The organism is Flavobacterium tructae, from assembly GCF_002217475.1.
In the GTDB taxonomy this organism is placed as follows: Bacteria; Bacteroidota; Bacteroidia; order Flavobacteriales; family Flavobacteriaceae; genus Flavobacterium; species Flavobacterium tructae.
In genome coordinates this window covers 73018-93373 of the sequence record NZ_MUHH01000004.1, presented here as the reverse complement: position 1 = coordinate 93373, position 20356 = coordinate 73018, and the positions used below count along the sequence as shown (strand labels likewise).

Annotated in this window: 11 protein-coding genes; 1 reads left to right on the top strand and 10 read right to left on the bottom strand. The window is 36.8% G+C overall.

Annotated features, from left to right (window positions below; translation table 11 throughout):
* Positions 1-23 precede the first annotated feature (23 nt).
* The 8 genes from B0A80_RS01485 to B0A80_RS01450 form a co-directional block, all read right to left on the bottom strand.
* Complete coding sequence (locus B0A80_RS01485; RefSeq protein ID WP_124020548.1) at positions 24-701, bottom strand: IS1 family transposase; 678 nt, start codon at positions 699-701, stop codon at positions 24-26.
* Positions 702-902: 201 nt separating this feature from the next.
* Positions 903-1136, bottom strand: a complete 234-nt coding sequence (locus B0A80_RS01480) for a hypothetical protein (RefSeq protein ID WP_089076179.1) — start codon at positions 1134-1136, stop codon at positions 903-905.
* 6 nt (positions 1137-1142) lie between these two features.
* Positions 1143-4802: a DUF6443 domain-containing protein gene (locus tag B0A80_RS20745; RefSeq protein ID WP_165769208.1), complete on the bottom strand. Its 3660-nt coding sequence runs from the start codon at positions 4800-4802 to the stop codon at positions 1143-1145.
* A 46-nt stretch (positions 4803-4848) separates the two neighbouring features.
* Entirely contained in the window at positions 4849-9996 is a 5148-nt protein-coding gene (locus tag B0A80_RS01470) for a DUF5977 domain-containing protein (protein ID WP_089076178.1), read from the bottom strand.
* Positions 9997-10005: 9 nt separating this feature from the next.
* Complete coding sequence (locus B0A80_RS01465) at positions 10006-11670, bottom strand: T9SS type A sorting domain-containing protein (RefSeq protein WP_089076177.1); 1665 nt, start codon at positions 11668-11670, stop codon at positions 10006-10008.
* A 389-nt stretch (positions 11671-12059) separates the two neighbouring features.
* Positions 12060-13607 carry a peroxidase, FMP-type gene (locus B0A80_RS01460; protein ID WP_070908360.1) on the bottom strand — a complete coding sequence of 516 codons (1548 nt, stop codon included), beginning with the start codon at positions 13605-13607 and terminating at the stop codon, positions 12060-12062.
* A gap of 168 nt (positions 13608-13775) precedes the next feature.
* Positions 13776-14225 carry a hypothetical protein gene (locus tag B0A80_RS01455; RefSeq protein WP_089076176.1) on the bottom strand — a complete coding sequence of 150 codons (450 nt, stop codon included), beginning with the start codon at positions 14223-14225 and terminating at the stop codon, positions 13776-13778.
* A 217-nt stretch (positions 14226-14442) separates the two neighbouring features.
* On the bottom strand, positions 14443-15078 hold the full coding sequence (locus tag B0A80_RS01450; protein ID WP_089076175.1) for a hypothetical protein: 636 nt from the start codon (positions 15076-15078) through the stop codon (positions 14443-14445).
* Positions 15079-15571: 493 nt separating this feature from the next.
* Here B0A80_RS01450 and B0A80_RS01445 point away from each other — a divergent pair, with 493 nt between their 5' ends.
* The gene (locus tag B0A80_RS01445; protein ID WP_089076174.1) at positions 15572-16357 is read left to right on the top strand and encodes a hypothetical protein; all 786 of its coding nucleotides are present in this window, start codon (positions 15572-15574) and stop codon (positions 16355-16357) included.
* Between the two features lie 197 nt (positions 16358-16554).
* Here B0A80_RS01445 and B0A80_RS01440 read toward each other — a convergent pair whose 3' ends face one another.
* Both B0A80_RS01440 and B0A80_RS01435 read right to left on the bottom strand, forming a co-directional pair.
* A complete protein-coding gene (locus B0A80_RS01440) occupies positions 16555-17424 on the bottom strand; it encodes a DUF4249 domain-containing protein (protein ID WP_070908409.1) in 870 nt (289 codons plus the stop codon).
* 5 nt (positions 17425-17429) lie between these two features.
* The gene (locus B0A80_RS01435; RefSeq protein WP_089076173.1) at positions 17430-20042 is read right to left on the bottom strand and encodes a TonB-dependent receptor; all 2613 of its coding nucleotides are present in this window, start codon (positions 20040-20042) and stop codon (positions 17430-17432) included.
* Positions 20043-20356 lie beyond the last annotated feature (314 nt).

The window sequence follows — 20356 nt, the reverse complement described above, 5'->3', positions numbered from 1 at the left end:
GGATAAACTTACTATTTTATTACTCAAACCCAAAAATAAATCTTCAAAACAGCTGCAAAAACTACTATACTTTTACTAAAGCAAATTGTCCTGCGGTTGAGTCTTTTCAGATGAGTTCTGAGTGTCAAATTTTTCCTCTCAATATGATTTGTCCCAAAACGTTTTACCGAATGCAATTTCTCATCAATCAGATACCTGTAATTTTTGAGTCTGTCCGTAAATATTTTCTTTGCTTCTGATAATTTTAAAGTATCCAAAACTCGATTAAGTGTTTTATTCGTTCTCTTTCCAAGATTAAAACTTACCACTGTTCCAGAATTCTTTTCCAAAGCATACACCAGCCAGATGTAATTTTTCTTGTGCCTGATATAAGTACAAAGTTCATCTACTTCATAAGTTTTACCTTTACTGATAATTGGCTTGGTTATACTTCCCGCAATCGAAACAATCCTTTTTAATAATGTTGTGGTGGATATTTTCAGTATTCTTGCAGTGCTTCTTATTCCTAAACCTTCTTTGGTTAATTGGATAATATTCTGATTTATCTCTACTTTATAAGCTCTATAAGTATAATTTTCAACTCTGGTTTTCCCACATACTTTGCAAATATATCTTTGACTTCCAGACTTTGTCTTTCCATACTTTATCATGTTTGGAATGTCGCCAACACATCTGAAACATCTAGTCTGATTTGAATTCATTTTTTTCGTTTTAAGGCATTATAGAATAAAAAAAACAGCCCGAAGACTGTTTTAATTTTTATACGATATTCATATAAACCATTGATATTCTGTAAATTTTAGATGCAATAATTGACCACCAACACATCTGATACATTACCCTCGCTCCAGTAGGAGAAAAACTGACGATCAACATATCTCATGTATTACTCATTACCCCCACTACTGACAAATTTGATAAATAATAGCATCTTTATCAAATCCGTTACAGTAAATATGGAGCCTCTGACATTCTTTGCAATGAACAACTAATTTCATTTCTTTATAAATTTCTTCTGCGTCAACATACCCTTGAAATTTATCAAACAAAACATCTGAAATCATTAAGTATTGATTAGGACTAGGAATTTCTCCTAATCCTATTATATTTCCACAAACACATTTAATTTTTGGCATATTTTATTATTTTGGAATTATTCTGATATCAGTTATATTAGTAGCCCCAGTTCCACGAACTCTTTGTAAAGCATTACTAAGTTGAGAAGCCTCTACATTTGTTTTGGACAAATCTAAAACAATTCCCGTTGTTTGAGAATTTTTAGATGCCATTGAAGAAATGATCCTGTTAACATTATTAGTGGTTGGTGTATATACATCATATGCAACTCCATTTACTAATAAATCAGAAGTTCCACCTCCAGCCCTTGTCCCTTGAGGTATCCTTAATACAACATTATTACCTTGGCCCTCCATAAATTTAGCAGCTGCGACTTCACTTTCACTAAAAACTCCTCCTGCTTCTATAGTTAAAGATGATTTGGTAATTTGACTTTCCTTTACTACAGTACTTCCTTCGGAAACTTCTCCTCCTGCAGTTAAAGTAATAAAGTATATCATTCCTTCAATGATTCCACCAAAATTATCATTTAAATTTCTAATATCTTGCGCATACTTTTCCTGTTCTTCAGGAGACTGTGGGTCTACTTCTTGAATTGGCCCAGCTTTAACATTCTCTTTTTTTGCAGTAGTATTCGATTTACTATGCCCCCAAGCCCCTCCAAAAAATCTACCAATAGCATCCCATCCTCTTCTAATTGCTCCGTGAGGACAATTAGGGTCGTCACACATTCCTGTTGGGTCTATTCTATTTATTGGACTATTTGAACAATAATGATAAGGTGTCTTGTTAGGAGAATGTTCTGCCAATGGGTCAATGTTCATCCAACGACCAATTGCTGGGTCATAATTTCTAGCATGATAATCATACATGTTGAGCCCCAATTCGTCTTGAAGTTCTTTGCCGTTGTATTTGTACTTGTTATTAGTAGCTACATAATCATTATACCCAGTGTGCTTTAACCCAAAAGGATAATAATTATTTTCTTCAATAATTTCAAGAACTTGGGTAACCGGGTTTTTAGCATAACTAACCCGAACATTTCCTAAATGATCTTTATATTGGTACACATACTTTTTACTTATGTCATCATAATACCCTTCTGCCGTTGGAAAAAACTGCAACGTAGGTCTTGACGGAACAGACTGCGCTGCAAAGGCACTAAAACGACTGGCTTCTGCCGGGGGATCTTTTACAGGATCCGGAGTATAAATAGGTGGATTTTTAGGATCATTTGGATCTTCTGGTGTAGGAGGGTCTCCTCCTCCTTCATTGCCGCCACCTTGATCTCCACCGCCCTGACGCTCAATATACTTATACTGGAAACCTGTCAGGTACTCCGTATGAGTTATACCACTGGCCTCTTTTACAGTTTTCTCCAGTTTTTGACCCATTGCGTTGTAAATATACTCAATCGTGCCATTTGTTCCAAATGTAATTTTCTTGGGTAAATTGAGTTGATTGTATTGTATTTCAGTAATATTTTTGTTTTCGTCTTTAATCAAATTTCCATTTAGATCATAGGCATAATCATCTGCCGAATCATTAGATCCGTTACTGTCATCTTTAAATCCCTGAGGCTGATTGGTAGTATCGGTTACTTTCATCAATCGGTTGGAATTGGTCTCGTAGAAATACCCCAAAATATCCATATCACCTACATAAGGATTTGATAACACACCGGCCATATATTGCCGCTGTAGTCTGGTAATATTTCCATTTTTATCATAATCCATACTTTCACCAAAATAATTCTTGTTATCGGCTAAATCCGGAGTTTGATAGATTGCTTCCAGCAAACGATTCAATTGATCATATCGATACCCGTAAAAACGCTTTCCCGGATCGGTTTTAGTTCTCCAAATGGTTTCGGCAATATTTCCATTATAAAGCGCTTTGGCATAATTGGCATTTGCTTCTACTTTGTCATAATTAATTTTAAAGGCAAACAGATCTAACGGGTCGGTGTCTTGCTGCAGATTTTCCACCTTATTGATTCCGGTGAGCCAGCCTCTGATGTTGTAGCTATAATCAATCTTCTGCAGAGGATTTGCGGCGCTGTTCCCCACATCTTTTACACTCAATTGTCCCAAATCATCATAAGTATTGTTTGCCAAAACTTCAACGGTTCCGCCGTTGATTTGATGGGTATGGGTTAATAAACGATCTTGTGGCGAATAAGTGAATTCTTCTCTTACCGTTAGCTCTGCATCATCACCCCAGGCACGTTTGTGTTTGGTAATGCTGTAAAGCGACTTTCCGGCAAAATCAAGTTTACTGTCTGTATAAGTATATCCTGCTAAATGATTTTGAACCATAGTCCTCACAACTCGGGATTTAGTATCATAATAAGTAGAGGTAGTTTCTCCTAATACTGCTGATGCTGTGGTAACAACTCTTGTCCAGTTTCCGGTAACCAAACCTTTGGTATTGCTTAAAACGGCCTGTCCTTCAATAGTCGTTGGCGCACCTTGCTCACCGGGATAGTTGTAATCGTCATAATAGGTAACCGTTAAAATTTTAAAATTTTTTGGAGCAATGTCATTACTGTAATATACCTCAATATTATCTATCATTCCTGAGGTTTGTTTGGTTTCAAATAAAACATTGGCTTTATTTTGGGCATCCTGCAGTGCTTTTCTGGTGACAGCATTGGAAGCCTGGGCGCTCCAGCCGGTATAGATGGGTCTGCCAAAGGCATCGTATTTAGTAATAAGCCATCCTTCGGTGGTTTCATCTTTAAAAGGCGAAAAAGCCGGTCCTGTGGCTACAGGGCGATCCAGTTTGTCATAGACAATAAATTCCCATTGTTTTCCGGGCAATTTTTTCTCTACCAAACGATTCCGGTTGTCGTATTTGTACTGGTAACACAAACCGTTTAAAACCTCGTCACTAACAGCACCCGATACTTTTGGCGGCAGTACATAAGTCAGATTACCATATACATCATAAATATAATAGGTATCGTGTCGATTTCCTGACTCATAGGTTCTTTTTAAAATGACTTGTCCTTCTTTGTTTTTAAATTCAACGGTTGATCCGGAAGATTCACCTGGGTTTGCAGTTGTATTTTCATCATAAGTAACCGTTTTATAAAGTTCTCCTTCGGCATAAGTCCCTAATTCCTCAAGACTAATATCGAACAGTTCTGAACCTGTATTCCAGATAGTCGTGACTTTATACTTATTTACGGCATCGGCAGCACCATTGATCTGATAATTGATTTTAATTTCATGACCTTTCCCCATTTCCCATAAGGCACCCGGAGCAGCTTGCTTTACAACACGACCTAAAGATGATTGCTCCAATGCTTTTTCGGAAAAAAAGTTACTGGTGTTGTCGTATTTTTGAGTATTATAAAATGTCATTTCGGCATTCAGGGCTGCAACCGGATCAATTCTCAGATAAGCAGTACCTGTGTTAGCAGCTGCGTAAGGCAGGTATTCTTTGGTTTGTCGACCAAGCCCATCATATTCCATAGGGGTTATAATGTCTTTTCCCCCTGCTCCCTGACCAATGGCAATAGTTTGTATTGGGCGTCCCAAACCATCAAAATAAGTCACATTCTGACTCATTTCGTCTTTGGTTAAGGTTTTAAACTGAGCGGCCTGAACCGGTTTTTTAGGTACCACGCTGTAAACAAAATTATCATCGCTGAAGGTTTGGGACTTTACGTTGGTACCTGCCCATAATAACAGTATTAAAATTAGTGAATATCTTTTCATTTGTTTATAATGTTTTTCTTAATGATTGAATGTCTAATGCCGTTTACTATTCTTCAACTTCACCGGAACCTAAACAAACTCCTATTTCATTAGCATAAGCCTGACTGTTTGCCGCAAACTCAGCCATGGCTTTTCCAAATGCATCATTTTGAGACTCATACGACCAATATTTCCCCGCCGGAATATAGTAATACACATAAGGATTTGTTGTTCCTCCCGGACAATCATTTTTATATACTTTTTCGTTTACCATAGGGCTGTAATACGTACAGGTTCCTTCCGAGTTAGCATAACTGCGTCCAAGACTCTCTAATGCAGTTTGTGCCAGTTCATCAGCGGCGGCCTGTGATGATGTTGAGTTATAACTTCCTGCCGCTACCGTATAGGTTACTGTTGAACCAATTCCGCCCACGGTACAATTATTTCTGGTAAAAGTGCCGCTTTTAGCTGCGCTGTAAAAAGTACAGGTTCCTTTTTCATTTGCATTGGCCAGACCTTCCTCTCTAAAATATTTAAGAGCATCACGGTCTGCAATTTCCTGAGATTCCATTGAAATAAAAGTCCCTGCATTTATACTAAAACTTACACTGGAAGGATACCCTCCTGGTGGACAATTGTCTTTTGTGAATGAACCACTTAAAGCCACACTGTTAAAAGTACAACTCCCTTCTGCATTAGCATAAGCCTGACCTAAATTATCTGCTTCCTCTTGAGCCAGTGCATCTGCAGCGGCCTGAGAACTTGTGGAAAAATGTTTTCCCGCTGTAACATAATAAGTCACAATTTGAGGAACTCCCTGACCCGGGCAATTATCTTTTGGAAACGCTCTCTGTTTAGGAGCACTGTAAAAGGTACAAGTTCCTTTCGCATTGGCATTAGCCAGTCCATTAGCATTAACATCATCTTGTGCCAGTTTGTCTGCAGCAGCCTGAGAACTATAAGAATCGTACCTTCCTGCGGGAACGGTATATACAACAGTTTGAGGTACTCCGCCTGCAGCACAATTGTTTCTTGTAAATGATCCGCTTTGGGCTGTGTTCCAAAATCTACATCTACCATTAGCATTAGCATTAGCCAAACCATTAGCATTGACTTCATCTTGTGCCAATTTGTCTGCAGCAGCCTGAGAACTATAAGAATTATGTGTTCTCGCAGGAACTGTATACACAACAGTCTCAGGTACTCCGCCTGCAGCACAATTGTTTTTAGTAAACGATCCGCTTTGGACTGTGTTCCAAAATGTACATCTACCCTTAGCATTGGCATTAGCCAAACCATTGGCATTGACTTCATCTTGTGCCCGTTTGTCTGCAGCAGCCTGAGAACTATAAGAATCATACCTTCCTGCAGGAACTGTATACACAACAGTCTCAGGTACTCCACCTGCAGCACAATTGTTTTTGGTAAACGATCCGCTTTGGACTGTGTTCCAAAATGTACATCGGGCATTAGCATTGGCATAAGCATATCCGTTATCATTAAGATCTTTCTGAGCCTCATTGTCTGCATCAGCCTGAGAACTTTCTGAGGAATGTTTTCCTGCCGGAACGGTATATAAAATACTTTCGGGTACACCTCCCGGAGCACAGTTATTTCTGGTAAACCATGCACTTTTGGCAGTATTCTTAAAAACACATTTAACCGAAGAATTATTGTTTGCGTAAGCCTTTCCTTCTGCATTAAACATCCTCAATCCAATATCATCTGCATCAGCCTGAGAAATATCCGAAGTATACGCTCCTGCCGCCTGACTGTAAGTGACACTTTTGGCTGTTCCGCCTGCAGGACAATTATCCTTTGTAAAGGATCCGCTCCTTGCTGCGCTTTTATATAAAAATACACTTGAGGAACTGTTATCACTGCAATTAACCTGCTGGCCTTTGTAATTATAACAATATTTCTGAAGTACATTTAAATCCTTGTCTTTTACAAATTTTAACCTGCCGGCAACATCGTATTCATAATAGGAAGCTACTCCTTTGGGGTCTGTTACACTTGTTACACCTGCCAATGGGTTATAAGTATAAGTGGTAATAAAGGCATTTTGAACTGTATTTCGAAATGCATTTAAAGCATTTCTTAGTAATTGCTCTGTACAATTTCCTGACATGCAGTTATCATTGTCATCATTTGAAAGACTTTGCAGGTTAGCAATAGTTTCTGTTGGAATTGTGTTGTAGGCAACATTTTCAATTTTGGCTATAGGTAGTGTTTTATTGTACCCCCAAACGATAGCCACCGAAATTCCACTTTCTATGGTATACTGTAAAACATTGCCTTTTTCATCGTATTGGTTATAAGTAATTTTCTTTTCCAGATTTCCTATATTGGTTAATGATGGAAAAGTGTTAGGGAATTTTGCCTCATACATCGCTTTAGGCAACAGTAAATTACCCGTTGAAGCATCTTTAGCATAAACTGTTTTATTCTTAGAAAAAAGCGTTCCTCCCCTATATTTCTCAATAGTTATCGGCATACCGATTCTGTTTGCTGTTTTTAATTCGGCCATAAAAGGCTCGTTTGACAAATCATCAGGATAATAGTATTTGGTCTCCAACCGCTCTCCAAGAGAATTTTTAACAACTTGAGACGTAAGCTGCGCATGAAGCGGATTATCATATTTATATTCTTCTTCGGTTATTAACGTTTTTCCGTCTAAATTTTCTTCTGTTGTTTTTTTGTCCATATAATACCAGGCCGATATAAGCCTCGAATTGGTATACTGGTAGAGGTTATAAAAATTTGGGTTGCGTCTGTAGACACTCAGAGCTATACTTCTTTTATAAAATTCATTTGGGGCTGTCGCATTTACTAAAGGGAAACCGGGATCATTAACGGAACTTTTATTTCCGGGAGGGGTTTCGCTAAAATGATACGAAAAAGTAGTTTTTCTGGCGATATCGTTTTTATTAAATTCATTTATAAGCAAAGGCAAACCACGTTTCCAGTTGTACGATATTTTAGCAAAATGCGAATCTTCACCATACCTCAAATCATCATAAAAAGTAAAATACTTCTCCGTTTTAATGTTTTTGGTAATGTCTCTACTGTCTGTATTTTTTTCAGTTACTTTTTTATAGAAAATATGATAGCCATTAAATCCAAATATATCGGAAGGAATTCTGGAATACTGAACAGCAAAATCCTGCATTCCTTTATTAATATTATTATCTTCCGGATTGGTAATTTCTGCAAAATAAGAATAGGTTCCGTAATAATAAGGTAATTCATATAATACACCTGAAGACTTGTCGTCTAAATTGTAATCAAAAGAACGACTAGTAGCCAAATTTCCAGACTCCTTTGTCTGAATACTTTTAATACGCAGCCCTCCCACTGAAGCGATTGGTTCCTCGACTGTGGTACCCATTAAATAACTAATCATTATAAACTTGTTCGAGTTTTCCATGGTATCATAGCATTTTAAACTGAGTTTATACGTTTTACCTCTCTGCAGGGGCTCTCCGGCATAGGGTTTAAAATTTATTCCTTCTTTACCTATGGCTTCAAAATTCATAAGACGTTCTTGTCCACCACTCAATTCACGCAATTCGACTATTGCATAATTTGAAGTTGTAGCTTCCCCCGGACTTATTAAATCAAACTGAACATAAGGTATACCCGTCATTTTTTCAGAAATTGTAATGGTATCTTCTACTGTGATCCATTCGCCGGTGTATTGATCATCGGAATTAGCATATGCTTTTAGAACAGGTTCCCAATTATAGGTTGTATAAGAAATACCACTGTCGGAGCAGGTATTTAGCTCATAAATAAAATCTACTTCTCCTTTTGTAGGAAGAACGATATTTTTTAGAATATTGGTCTGGGTATATCCTAAACTGGGAGCCTTTGAACCTCCTACATCATTAAAAAGGGTATTCATGGTGTACCTTGAGCAGTTACCACTAAAATATCCCCAATGGTCCAGGCATGGAGAGTTTCGGTCTAAAGCCAATTCGTTGTGATAAGAAAAAATATAAGGATTCTCGCCTGTTTTCTGAAAACTTCTTAATTTTAATCGATAGGTGGTATTTTCATTTGAAATGATGGATTCAAAAAGATCCGGATTGTACTGATTTTCAGCAGTACCAAAATAACCATAGTCAAACTGATAGGTTTCTGTTTCATTTTTATAATTAACTGTAATTTTATCAAGTGTTTTTGGAGCAGAAGCCTGAGCTTTACCTTTTATATCTTTTCTGTATTTATTGTACAGGAAGTTAATTTCATAGTCTTGATTAACCTTGATTTTGGTTAAAACTTTGGTGGTAATTTCCGAATAATAGGAAGTAATTTTTTCTCCTGCTCCAAAAAACCAATGATAGTATCTGGTGTAATCTTTATCGTTCTCGAGATTGTATTTGACAGTATCGTAAATAAAATCTACTGTTTCATTGTTAGGCGTTACAATCTGAACTAAATAATAGGTATATGAATTACTTCTGGAGCTCCCTGATAAAGCAGGAAATGCGAAGCACATATTGTTTACAAAATTAAGATTTTCTGCTCTTGTATTGTAGATATACCGGACGCCATCTGTATCGATAATTTCGAAATTATTGGTACTGGTATTGAATAGTATTTTCTCCTTTCCAAACGGAATCTGTTTGGCTTCGAAATTGCTCCCAAAGAAAAATTTACCGGACTTATTTGGTATTGAATAATAAAATATATCAGGTTGTGTTTCTACATTGTATTCGTCTATGTCGTGAAACAGTGTATAGTCTGTTCCTGCTCCCTGTATACTATCTAACTGAATTGGACTATATGGACCTGAACCCGGGACAGAACTATGAGATGGCAAGGGGAGTTTGAAATCTCTGTTATTGGGTAAATTCCATACAGGATTTGCCGGTCCCGGAACATCGATGTCATTTTGACCTACCACATTTTGCGTGATCTTCCCTCCGGCATTCAACTCCCAGCCCAAACCAGTATTGCCTGCTATTTCAGAAGGCTTCAGTCCAGAAGACTGATAACTTAAGGTGATTGGAATTGTCAGGTTCTTTAATTTTATCGTATGCACCGGAATAGAATAATTGATAACTCCTGTGGAGTAGTTAACCGGGACATCTACATATTTGATTAGCGAATTTGCTTCAGGTGTTACCGGGAAAAAATTGTCCTTAGCATTTTGAGACAGTAGCCATACACAATTCAACAAGCATAGTATTAAAAATTTACTTTTCATCTTCTTAACTTAATTAACAGATTTAATCACTTTTACAGATTCTGTTTTCACATCTGTTCTGACTTTGATAATATAGATTCCTTCAGAATAACCACTGAGATTAACCGGTACAGTCCTGCTGTTGATGTCAAATTCCTGCAAAGTACGTCCGGTGATGTCGATCAGAGTGGCAGTACCTTCTTTAAAATCATAGCCAATGATGATGTTGGTATAGCTTGTAGCAGGATTAGGAATAGCCTCAATACTGGATTTTACTTTTTCCACTTTGGTTTTGTCTTTGAGCTTTACTACCCAAAAATCATTACCTCCCATACTGCCGTTTTTATCTCTTGAGGCAGCCGAATTTGAGGTTCCTGCCATCAGATACCCTCCGTCTCTGGTCTCGATTAACTTCCTGAGGATATCTTCGCCGGCACTGCCTACAGTTTTGTTCCAGATTTCTTCTCCTTTATCGTCAATTTTCATCGCGATGTAATCGTTGATGCCTTCTTTTTCTTTACTGACTGCGTTAAGCGCTTTGGCCACAATCCCTTCGCGAGGACGCCTGCTTTCGCTTTGCGCATAACCGCCTATGAGATAACTTTGGTCGTTGTTTTCTACCAGAGAAGTGAGGATGTCTGTTTTTCCGAAATCATAGGTTTTACTCCATACAACACCTCCGTCTTTATCGAGTTTCAGGATCCAATAATCGGTTCCATTCCCTACAATACCGCCCATAGTGGTCAGAGCATTTTTACTGTTAGAATTTCCTCCGGCAATATAACCGCCATCGGCAGTCTGATGAATGACATAAGGCTGATCGTCTCCTTCGGCTCCATAAGTATTTTGCCATTGAATTTCACCGGTATCTGTTATTTTAAGTACCCAGTAATCTCCAACTCCTTTGTTGTTCTCAGTTTTGTCACCTGAAACAGGAGAATTAGAATAGCCCGCCAGAATATAACCGTTGTCTGTGGTTTGTTCCATACTTCTCAGTACATCGGTATATGCTCCTCCATAGGTCTTTTGCCATTCGACATCGCCTTGCTTGTCCAGTTTAACAATCCAGTAGTCCATGTTACCACGGCATTTCTCTAATTTATTAAACTGATCTGCTTTTGAGGTGGGTTTAGGCATTCCGTTTGTAGCAGCGAGTGCATTCCCGGAATAATCGGAACTTGAGGAGCCTCCTAACATATATCCTCCGTCTCTGGTCTGAAAAGCACATAAGAGTTCGTCTTTTCCTTTACCGCCAATGGTTCTTTGCCATTGTTCGCTACCCGAAGCATCTAATTTGATGACCCAAAAATCAGTAAGGCCTTTGCATTTTTCATTCTTTTGAAAACCTCTCCCCGAATCTGAAGTTCCTGCCAGAATGAAGCCTCCGTCTTTTGTGTTTTTAATACTCTGAAGCAAATCAAATCCGCTTCCGCCTATACTTTTTTGCCAGACCAGCTCTCCCTTTTCACTCATTTTCCAGATCCAATAATCCAGATCCCCATGATTGTCATCGTCTTTATTTCCGGTTTTATTAGACAAAGAGCTGCCTGCCAGAATAAAGCCATAATCGGCCGTGGGCTGTGCGTCAAACAAATAATCGGCATGCTGCCCTCCATATGATTTTTCCCAAAGGATGTCCTGAGAATGTATAAAGAAGGGGAAGATCAAAAAAAGTAACAGGTAACGTTTTTTCATAAAATATGCTGGTTTAGTCTTTTCGAAAATTGTATTGCGGGGCCAAAACTAATACACTATCTATTACAATCTTTACGGCTTTCCACATTCCATTAATATTTATTCAAAAATTATCACAATAAAATAAACTATTACCAGCAAAATCAACAGCTGGCAGCATAATGTACCAAATAGCTACATTTAGGCAACACTCGGTTATCTAACAAGAAAAATTTTACGTGTTAACTTCTAAATTCTAAACAACAGGAAAATTTTATAGCGCTTTAAGGTCTTTTTATCCCACAAAAAAAGTGCAATGATTAAAAATCATTGCACTTTTTAAACCGTAACGCTCTACAGCACTACACTATCTTTTAAATTATTTACTGCTTATTGAAATTAATATAAATTTACTCTTTATGATGCGGACATCCGGAAGCCTCCCCGGAAGATCCCATTTTATAAGTTCCCGGGAATTGTTCTTCTATTAATCGTTTTTGATCAGGTGATACATCTTCCATTTTACGCAGTGTATTGACTTGTATGTGTGGCCAACTCGTAGTACCGCCATCATCTCCGAAATCAAACTCGAAAAATATGACCTGTTCGTATTGCAACTGAAGAATTTCTTTTTTGTTTTCGACAACAGTTTCAATCCACATTCTCATGTTCATTTCGACCGTAGGAACAAAACGATTGACAAACGGAACATTTAATATCCCTCCCTGTGCTCCGGTTTTATTTTTAGAGGACATCTCGATCACTACATGGTTTTTTACCACATCACTTTTAAGCGTATCACGAAGACGTAAATCAGGCCGTACCGAATAAGGATATAAATGATGCGCTAATATTCGCTGAGTATAGATTTTATTTTCACGTTCATCGTTTTTATCATCCAATGTCTCAAATACCCAAGGTGGTGGAGGTGCATCCAGATTTATAGGCTCATTGCTGGCATCTGCTCCTCCCATTGTTTGCGAAATAGCAAGATGTTTATAGTCCCAGGCCGCAAACCCTTCCGGGTACTGTGGAGCACCACTAATTAAATAACCTGATTTATTTGGCTTTAAATCTCCCAGCAATGTAATTGTACTTCCATGCGGAATCACGCCACTTCTCGAAATCGAATAATCGGGTATAAAATAAGGTCCGGTCTGCCCCGCTCCTGCTTTAAGTTCTTTTGAAGCAATAATCTCGTAATATTTTCTTCCGTTTAAGTTTTCCAGCGTTACATATTCTTTGTTTCCCTGATCGTCCTTGATTAAAAACAGGGTTTCATCCTGATAACCACTTTTGTATAAATCTTTATTTGGATTGTTGGGTGATATCGCATGAATACCACGGTCTTCACTAATCGTTTTTTCTGTTGCCGCATAGTTAAAGACATCACTCAGCCACAAGTACATCCCGTTCTCCTCGTGAATTGGGGTGTATTGCAAAGCGTCCTGACCGTTTACACGGTTTACACTTTTAATACTTTGTTCGTACTTCACTGCTCCGCAAAATTGCTCGTTTGCACCGCCACGGTTTCGAACGCCACCCGGTACCAGATTAAAAGTAAGTTTTTCGATGTATTCTTCGCACTCAAAACTGTATTTTCCGGGAATGGTTCCTGCGTTGGTTCCCGGCGAAGGCATGATAGTAGTATGTATACCACTGCCAATGAGTTTTTTCTGGCTCTGATTGTCACTGTTATTATTGTAGCTTACCCAGGTACCTTCTAATACCTGTAAAATACCATAATCTACATTTTTTACAATTTTTTGAAGGTCTTCTTCATAAAAAGGTCTGATCGGATCTTCAATCAGAACTTTTTGATATCCTGACATCAATTTATCCAATACACCATTCTCTTCCTGAAGTGCTTCGACTATGGCCTCATTTGCCTGTTGAGCAAAACCAGTGGTCAGCTGGTTTAAATTCCCTTCTTCATCAGGGTTTTTACGTTTTAACATGATAAACTTTTTTTAGCGTTAATAACTTGTACAATCAAAGTAACCTAATTTATGGTGATTGCTTACCCGTATTAATACCCGTTTTATACTGCAAAAACAAAAAAAAACCTCCAAAATCAAATGACTTTGGAGGTTTCTATTTTTTATAAGAATAAGATCCTGCTATTCTTAGTTCATGATATCGTTGAACTCATGTAATGATTTCAATGTGCTTTCGTAGAATAAAATTGCAGCAATTAAATTTCCTTTATCTGAGTAAGGCATCATTTTTCTTTGAAACTCTACAGTAGTATCTAAAAATACTGTTGTTCCTTCTGCCTGACCGTCTAACACTTTTTTGTGCTCACTATCGTCCGGAATACCTAAATCTGCCATAGTAACACCTGGTTTAGTAACCAAAGCGATATAAGGAAGTGTTTTTACTAAAACTTTAATACGCTCGATGTATAATTCCAAAAGCTCCCCTTTTTGCATACCGCTCAATTCTTTTTGATCATGGTATTTGCGGATAATTGCTGTTGTACTGATTATACTTCTTGGAGCATTTTTTGCCTGTGCTGAAATAGCTCCAGTTGCAAAAAAGAGAAAGAAACTTACTAGAATTATTTTACTTTTCATTTTACTAATGTAATTGGTTGTTTGAGGAACACAAAAGTATACAAATTAACTTAAGCCGCAACTTTAATGATTCCTTTTTTTTAAAAAAAATTAACATTTTATTTTATGTCAATCTATAAGACAATTCTGAGGTACTGGAGAGCAGATTTCCTGAATTTAATGCTTGTTTATTTTTTGATGTAAATGCCCATATTTCGCAGTAAATCTTTGCTTCTGTTTAGGATTTAATGACTCTAAAACGTCCCGGATACTTGATCCAGATACTTTTTTTATTGCCATAATAGTCCATGAAATCTTCACAAACAAAAACGGCATGTGCAGTAGACCACGCCACAACTCCGCAATATTCACTTCCGGATTGTCGTTTTAACTTTAATACTTGTTTACCTTCTTTGAATCCTAAATATTTGTAAATGGTAGGAGTATATACGGAACCATCTTCTAAATCTTCTAATGCTTTATCAAAAGTATCGACCTTATCAATAATTTGTTTGTATTTTGCCATTACGGCATAGGTCAGTATCGCATAATCCGTAATTTTTTCACTTTCGGGATTGTCCTTAATATAGATAAAACCGGCTGATACTTTAGCTTTACTGATTTCGTCTTCTTGCAGATTGAATGACGCATTATTCTTTAAGGTGATTCTATGAGTGTTTTCACCTGTCTTTTCGTTTACAAAAAGATTGTCTAATCCATAGACATTTAAAGAGGCTTTAATAAAGGCAATCGACGAACAATTGGTCCGTTCTCCCTGTTTAAAACTTTCGAATATTTTATCTGAGCTTAACTGTGAATAAGAATTTGAACAGGCAAATATTAAAAATAAAAATAGTGAAGTAACCGCTTTCATTGTCTTAGTATTTTATAATTAATCCCAATCCATTTTTGGGCATATATTGATTCTACAAATCTATAAAAATCAACGTAAAATTGTTTTTTACTTCTTAGTTTTTATCAAAAAATATTGCGAATACTCTAAGTAAATCCTTTTGAAAGGGTTACGATTGCATTAACTTAAAACTTTTCTGTTTTCTGAAAAATGAAACAGACTTGTTTTTTGTTTCTGATGGCTTTAACTCTAAATTTATAACTTTCACCCCTTTTGTACTCTTATAAAAAACGTCGCAATACCTTCTATCAACATTCAATATTCGTTTCTTTTTTCAAATACAAATAATTCTCTTTCTTTTTTATCAAAAATAATCCTGGCCATCCTTTCGCAAACAAGTATAAACACCTGTTTTTAAACACGTTAAAACAAAAATAGTGTTTTTTAGCTAACTTTATACTATCTAAATCCAACTAATCCGTTGAATCGAACTCAACACTAACCAACTATAATTATGGCAACAACAGTACCCCCTGACAAAAAAAGCAATTACGAAAAGTTGTTTGCATCCTGCATCATAAAAGAAGCTAAATATCCTGAAATTGATGCATTGGTCACTAAAATAGTTTCAAACAAAAACAGATATCAATCTGTTGGTGATCCTTTAAATATTCCCTGGTATATGATTTCTATTATACATTGTATGGAAGGAAGTCTAAACTTTACTACTCATTTGCACAATGGCGACCCGCTTACTAAGCGTACGGTTAACGTTCCTGCAGGCCGCCCGAAAGCAGGAAATCCTCCTTTTACCTGGGAAGTAAGCGCAAATGATGCCTTGATTTACGATAAGCTAAATTCATGGACAGACTGGAGCATTGCCGGAATTCTATACCGACTTGAATTATTTAACGGATTAGGATATTACAAGCAGGGAATTAACTCGCCTTATTTATGGAGTTACTCCAATCAGTACACTAAAGGTAAATATGTTCAGGACGGCAAATATGATCCCAATGCAGTCTCCAAACAATGTGGTGCCGCTGTTCTGTTTCGCCGTATGATGGAACAACACCTAATTACACTGCCCAACACGCATATTGTAGAACAAATCATAGCGCAGGGAAACCAAACGATGTATTATTCCGGAAAAGTTACAAACGAAGCTGCCGAGCTACAAAAGCTTCTTAATAGTGCGGGAAGTGTTCTTAGAATTGACGGGAAAGCAGGAGAAAGAACTTCAACCGAATATTTTAAATTTAGCAAAACTTATTTAAAAGGAGATCCAAGAAGAGTTTAACAGGCAAGGTAAATACAATTCAGCAACTTCTTGATTCATCCAAATCTTAGTTAAAGCAACTGCACTTTTATCGGATTTAAAAAAAGGATTTTATTAAAATCCTTTTTTTTTATAACCTAAAATTACTGCATAAAAAAACATCTGACATAACTATTTATATGCCAGATGTAGTCACAAATCAACCTTCAATTAAAATTTTACTTTCCCGGATAGACAATATTATCGTTCTCTTGTACAGTATAGGAAAAGGTATCTGCTTCACAAAGCCTGAAATAACCAAAAGCAAAATTATTGGCATTTGTCGTGTTTACAATATTACCTCTTATATTTCCGGGAGGAATAGAAAAAGGACTTCCTCCGTATATCTCTAAAATTAAACTCATATAGTTGTAAAAATTCTTAGAAATACCTCTATTTATAACCGAAAGACTTTTTCCTGGTTTCAAATCGGGATCCGAAAATCTTGGATATATTTCATTTCCATTAAACAATTCATCATCTAACAGCGTGTATGAAGGAAGACGAAAAACATCACTCTTATAATCTGTAAGATAAAAATTTGTCTGATCTGCCGGGTCTTTAAAATAAAATGATATCTCATACAGATCATCTCCGGCTACATCCGGAACGCGTTTCTGTTCTATTCTATCAATAGGCGCTACTGAAATTAACTTTTCGGCAGCCGTAAAAGTTTGCCCTTCTGCTTCCACAGAAAGCACATAATCCATGTTGATAACTGGTACAAAATTAGTACATACGTAAAGTCCCGGTCCTGTTTCATTAAAAGTAAAGACATCTCCTTTGCTATTGGTCACTTTTACTTTAGCTCCTGAGACTTTTGGAGTTTTATCGTTGTAATAAGGAGCCGTTTTACTCACCTTGATGACCTGCTCACTACCGGACGTTCCTTTTTTCCAGATAATTTCGGCGTCTACTACGATTCTCGTTTCTCCAGTTTCTAAATCAAGTTTTACCACATCATCACAAGAGGAGAAAAACAGTACCAAAACAAAACCTAAAATAGCTATTGTATTCTTCTTTATCGTTTTTATATCAATCCTTTGCATATTCATTAAAATTTAAAATTATAAGAAACTCCCGGTACTACTCCAAAAATAGAAAGCCTTTTAGTCTCATTCATCCCTGTGTCTTCATTTGTTGCAAAAGTCATCGCAGCTGCATTTTTTCGGTTGTAAACATTATAAAGACTAAATACCCAGTAGCTCTGCCATCCTTTCTTTTTATCCGGTTTTGGCGTATAAGTTGCTGCCAGATCCAGATGGTGGAAAAGTGGCAATCTGTTTTCATTTCTTAAGGAGAAGTTTGGAACATTAATCCCTCCAAATTCATAATATCCATTGGCATACGTTACCGGCTGACCTGACTGTAAACTGAAATTGGCATTAAAAGACCATTTTTTACTGTATTCATAATTCCCCACAACACTCAAATTGTGCAGTTTATCGTAGCCTGATAAATACCATTTACCATTTGCAACTCCCGGTTCTTCCGGTGTTCTGCCGGGTGTTTTTTGTTCAGCTCTGGATAAGGTATAAGAAACCCAACCGGTTAATGTTCCCGTATTTTTTCGCAACATTAATTCCATACCATAAGATCTGGCTTTACCATTCAAAATCACCTGTTCTATATTGTTATTGGCCAAAATATCGGCTCCGTCAATATAATCAATACGGTTTTTGATTTTTTTATAGAACAACTCTCCTTCGAAAGAGTATTCATTATCTTTAAAATTCTGAAAATAACCTACGGCAAACTGATCCAAAAGCTGCGGTTTTGTAAAAGGACCGCTTGGTGTCCAAATTGTTGTTGGCAAAGGAAACTGCGTATTCGACAACATATGAATATACTGCGCCATTCGGTTGTAACTCGCTTTTACCGAAGTAGTCTCATTAAAAGCATACGATACTGCAGCACGCGGTTCGAAATTATCAAACTTACTAATGGTCGCTCCTTTTTTATAAGTGATACTCCCCGTTGGAGTTCCTTCTTCATAAATTTTATACAACGGATTGAAAACTACTGCTTTCCCATCTTCGTAGGTATTGATTTCTTCCCCTCCTAAACGGTAAAACATACTGTAACGAAGTCCGTATCGAAGGTTCAGTTTCTCTGTAAGCTGATGCTCAAAGTCCAGATAAACAGAAGATTCAAAAGCATACTTTTTATCCAACTGTTTGTAATTAAACTGTGAAGTTGTATTGGTAGGCTTTACGGTTCCGGGATTAAAATCGTAATACTGACCGTCTATTCCATAATTCAATTTTAATTTTTCTGATACAGTCTGACTCCAGCCATATTTAAGACCATAAGTCTGAATGTTATTGTTCCATTTAAAACCTTCTCTATCCAGATCCAGATTAAACTTATAATCACTAAAATAAACGGACAAGTTGGTATTTAAATTCTCAGAAAACTTATGCTTCCAGCTTAAAATCCCCATTGTATTTCCGTAAGTACTGTTAAAAAAATTATTAAGATCAAAAAGGTCGTTCCCAAAATACCCTGAAAAAGACAATGTATTATTGGCTCCTAAACGATAATTGAACTTAGCATTTAAATCATAAAACATAACAGAATTCTTGCTATCGGCCAGTTTCATGAACAAATGGGCATACGAAGCACGTCCTGCAATGATAAAAGATCCTTTTTCTTTTTGAATAGGTCCCTGCACCAACAAGCGGCTCGAGATTAAACCGATACCTCCGTTAACTTTGTACTTTTCAAAATCCCCGCTTTGCTGTGTGATATCCAGAACAGAAGAAACTCGTCCTCCATATTTAGAAGGAATCCCTCCTTTATATAAATCTAATCCACTCACAATATCAGGATTAAAAATCGAGAAAAAACCAAACATATGAGAATCAGCATAAACCGGACCGCCATCTACCAGAATCAGATTTTGATCGGCTGCACCACCACGAACATTAAAACCAGACGAAAGTTCTCCGGCGTTGGTAACTCCGGGTAATGTCAATATCGATTTTAAAGGATCGGCTTCTCCCATCGCTACAGGAATTCGTTTGATCTCGGCCATCGAAAGTTTGTTTACACTCATTTGAGTATTTTTAACATCCACTGCCTTATTGGTGGTTACGACTACCTGCTCTAGCTCATGACTGTCGGAATCCATATAAAAATTGATTCTTGAATCGTCCGAAACTACAATTTGTTTTTCGTTGTTTTTCAAACCCAAATAACTGATCAATACGGTGTAATTTCCTTTGTCCAGTGTTATCGAGAATTTCCCGTCTGCATCTGTTGTAGCACCGGTAGAAAGTTCTTTTATGAAAATATTAGCTCCAATAACCGGCTGCTTGTTCTCGTCGAAAACCTGACCGCTCAGCTTATTTTTTTTTTTAGGTGCCTTGGTTACTTTTTGCTTTACAAAAATATTATTGCCAACGATAGAAAACTGAACCGCTGCACTTTTATTAAGTTCATTGACCAATTCTTTTACACTGATATTTTTATAAGTCTTTGTTTCGGTAAAATACTTTTGATTGGTATTGATTTGGTCTGTATGCGCAAATTTGAAATCACTCTGACTTTCAATTTGCTTAAAGAATTCTTTTAGTGTTACTGATTTATCAACAGCTATGGTTACGTTTTGAGAAAACACTCCCCAGCTGAATAAAAAAAAGCACGCTGAAATTATATGCTTCATGAAATTTTGTATTTTTGATATTATTAAATGTGATAGTTTCCTGCTATCCTGATCATGAGGAGGATGTTTAGTTTCGCGGCTAGTGCATCCTTTATCTTTTCTATTGAAAAGTAATTACTTTTAATTCTTCATTTATTTCAAAGTTTAGGTTATACATTTTAGATATTAATTGAATCGTTCTTTTAAAATCCTCTTTTTTATTAATTCGTATGGTAATACGATGGTCATAATATTCCTTTGGGAATTTCAATGTATAACAAAAACATGCTGAAATGATATGTTTCATAAAATTTTGTATTTTTGAACATTATTAA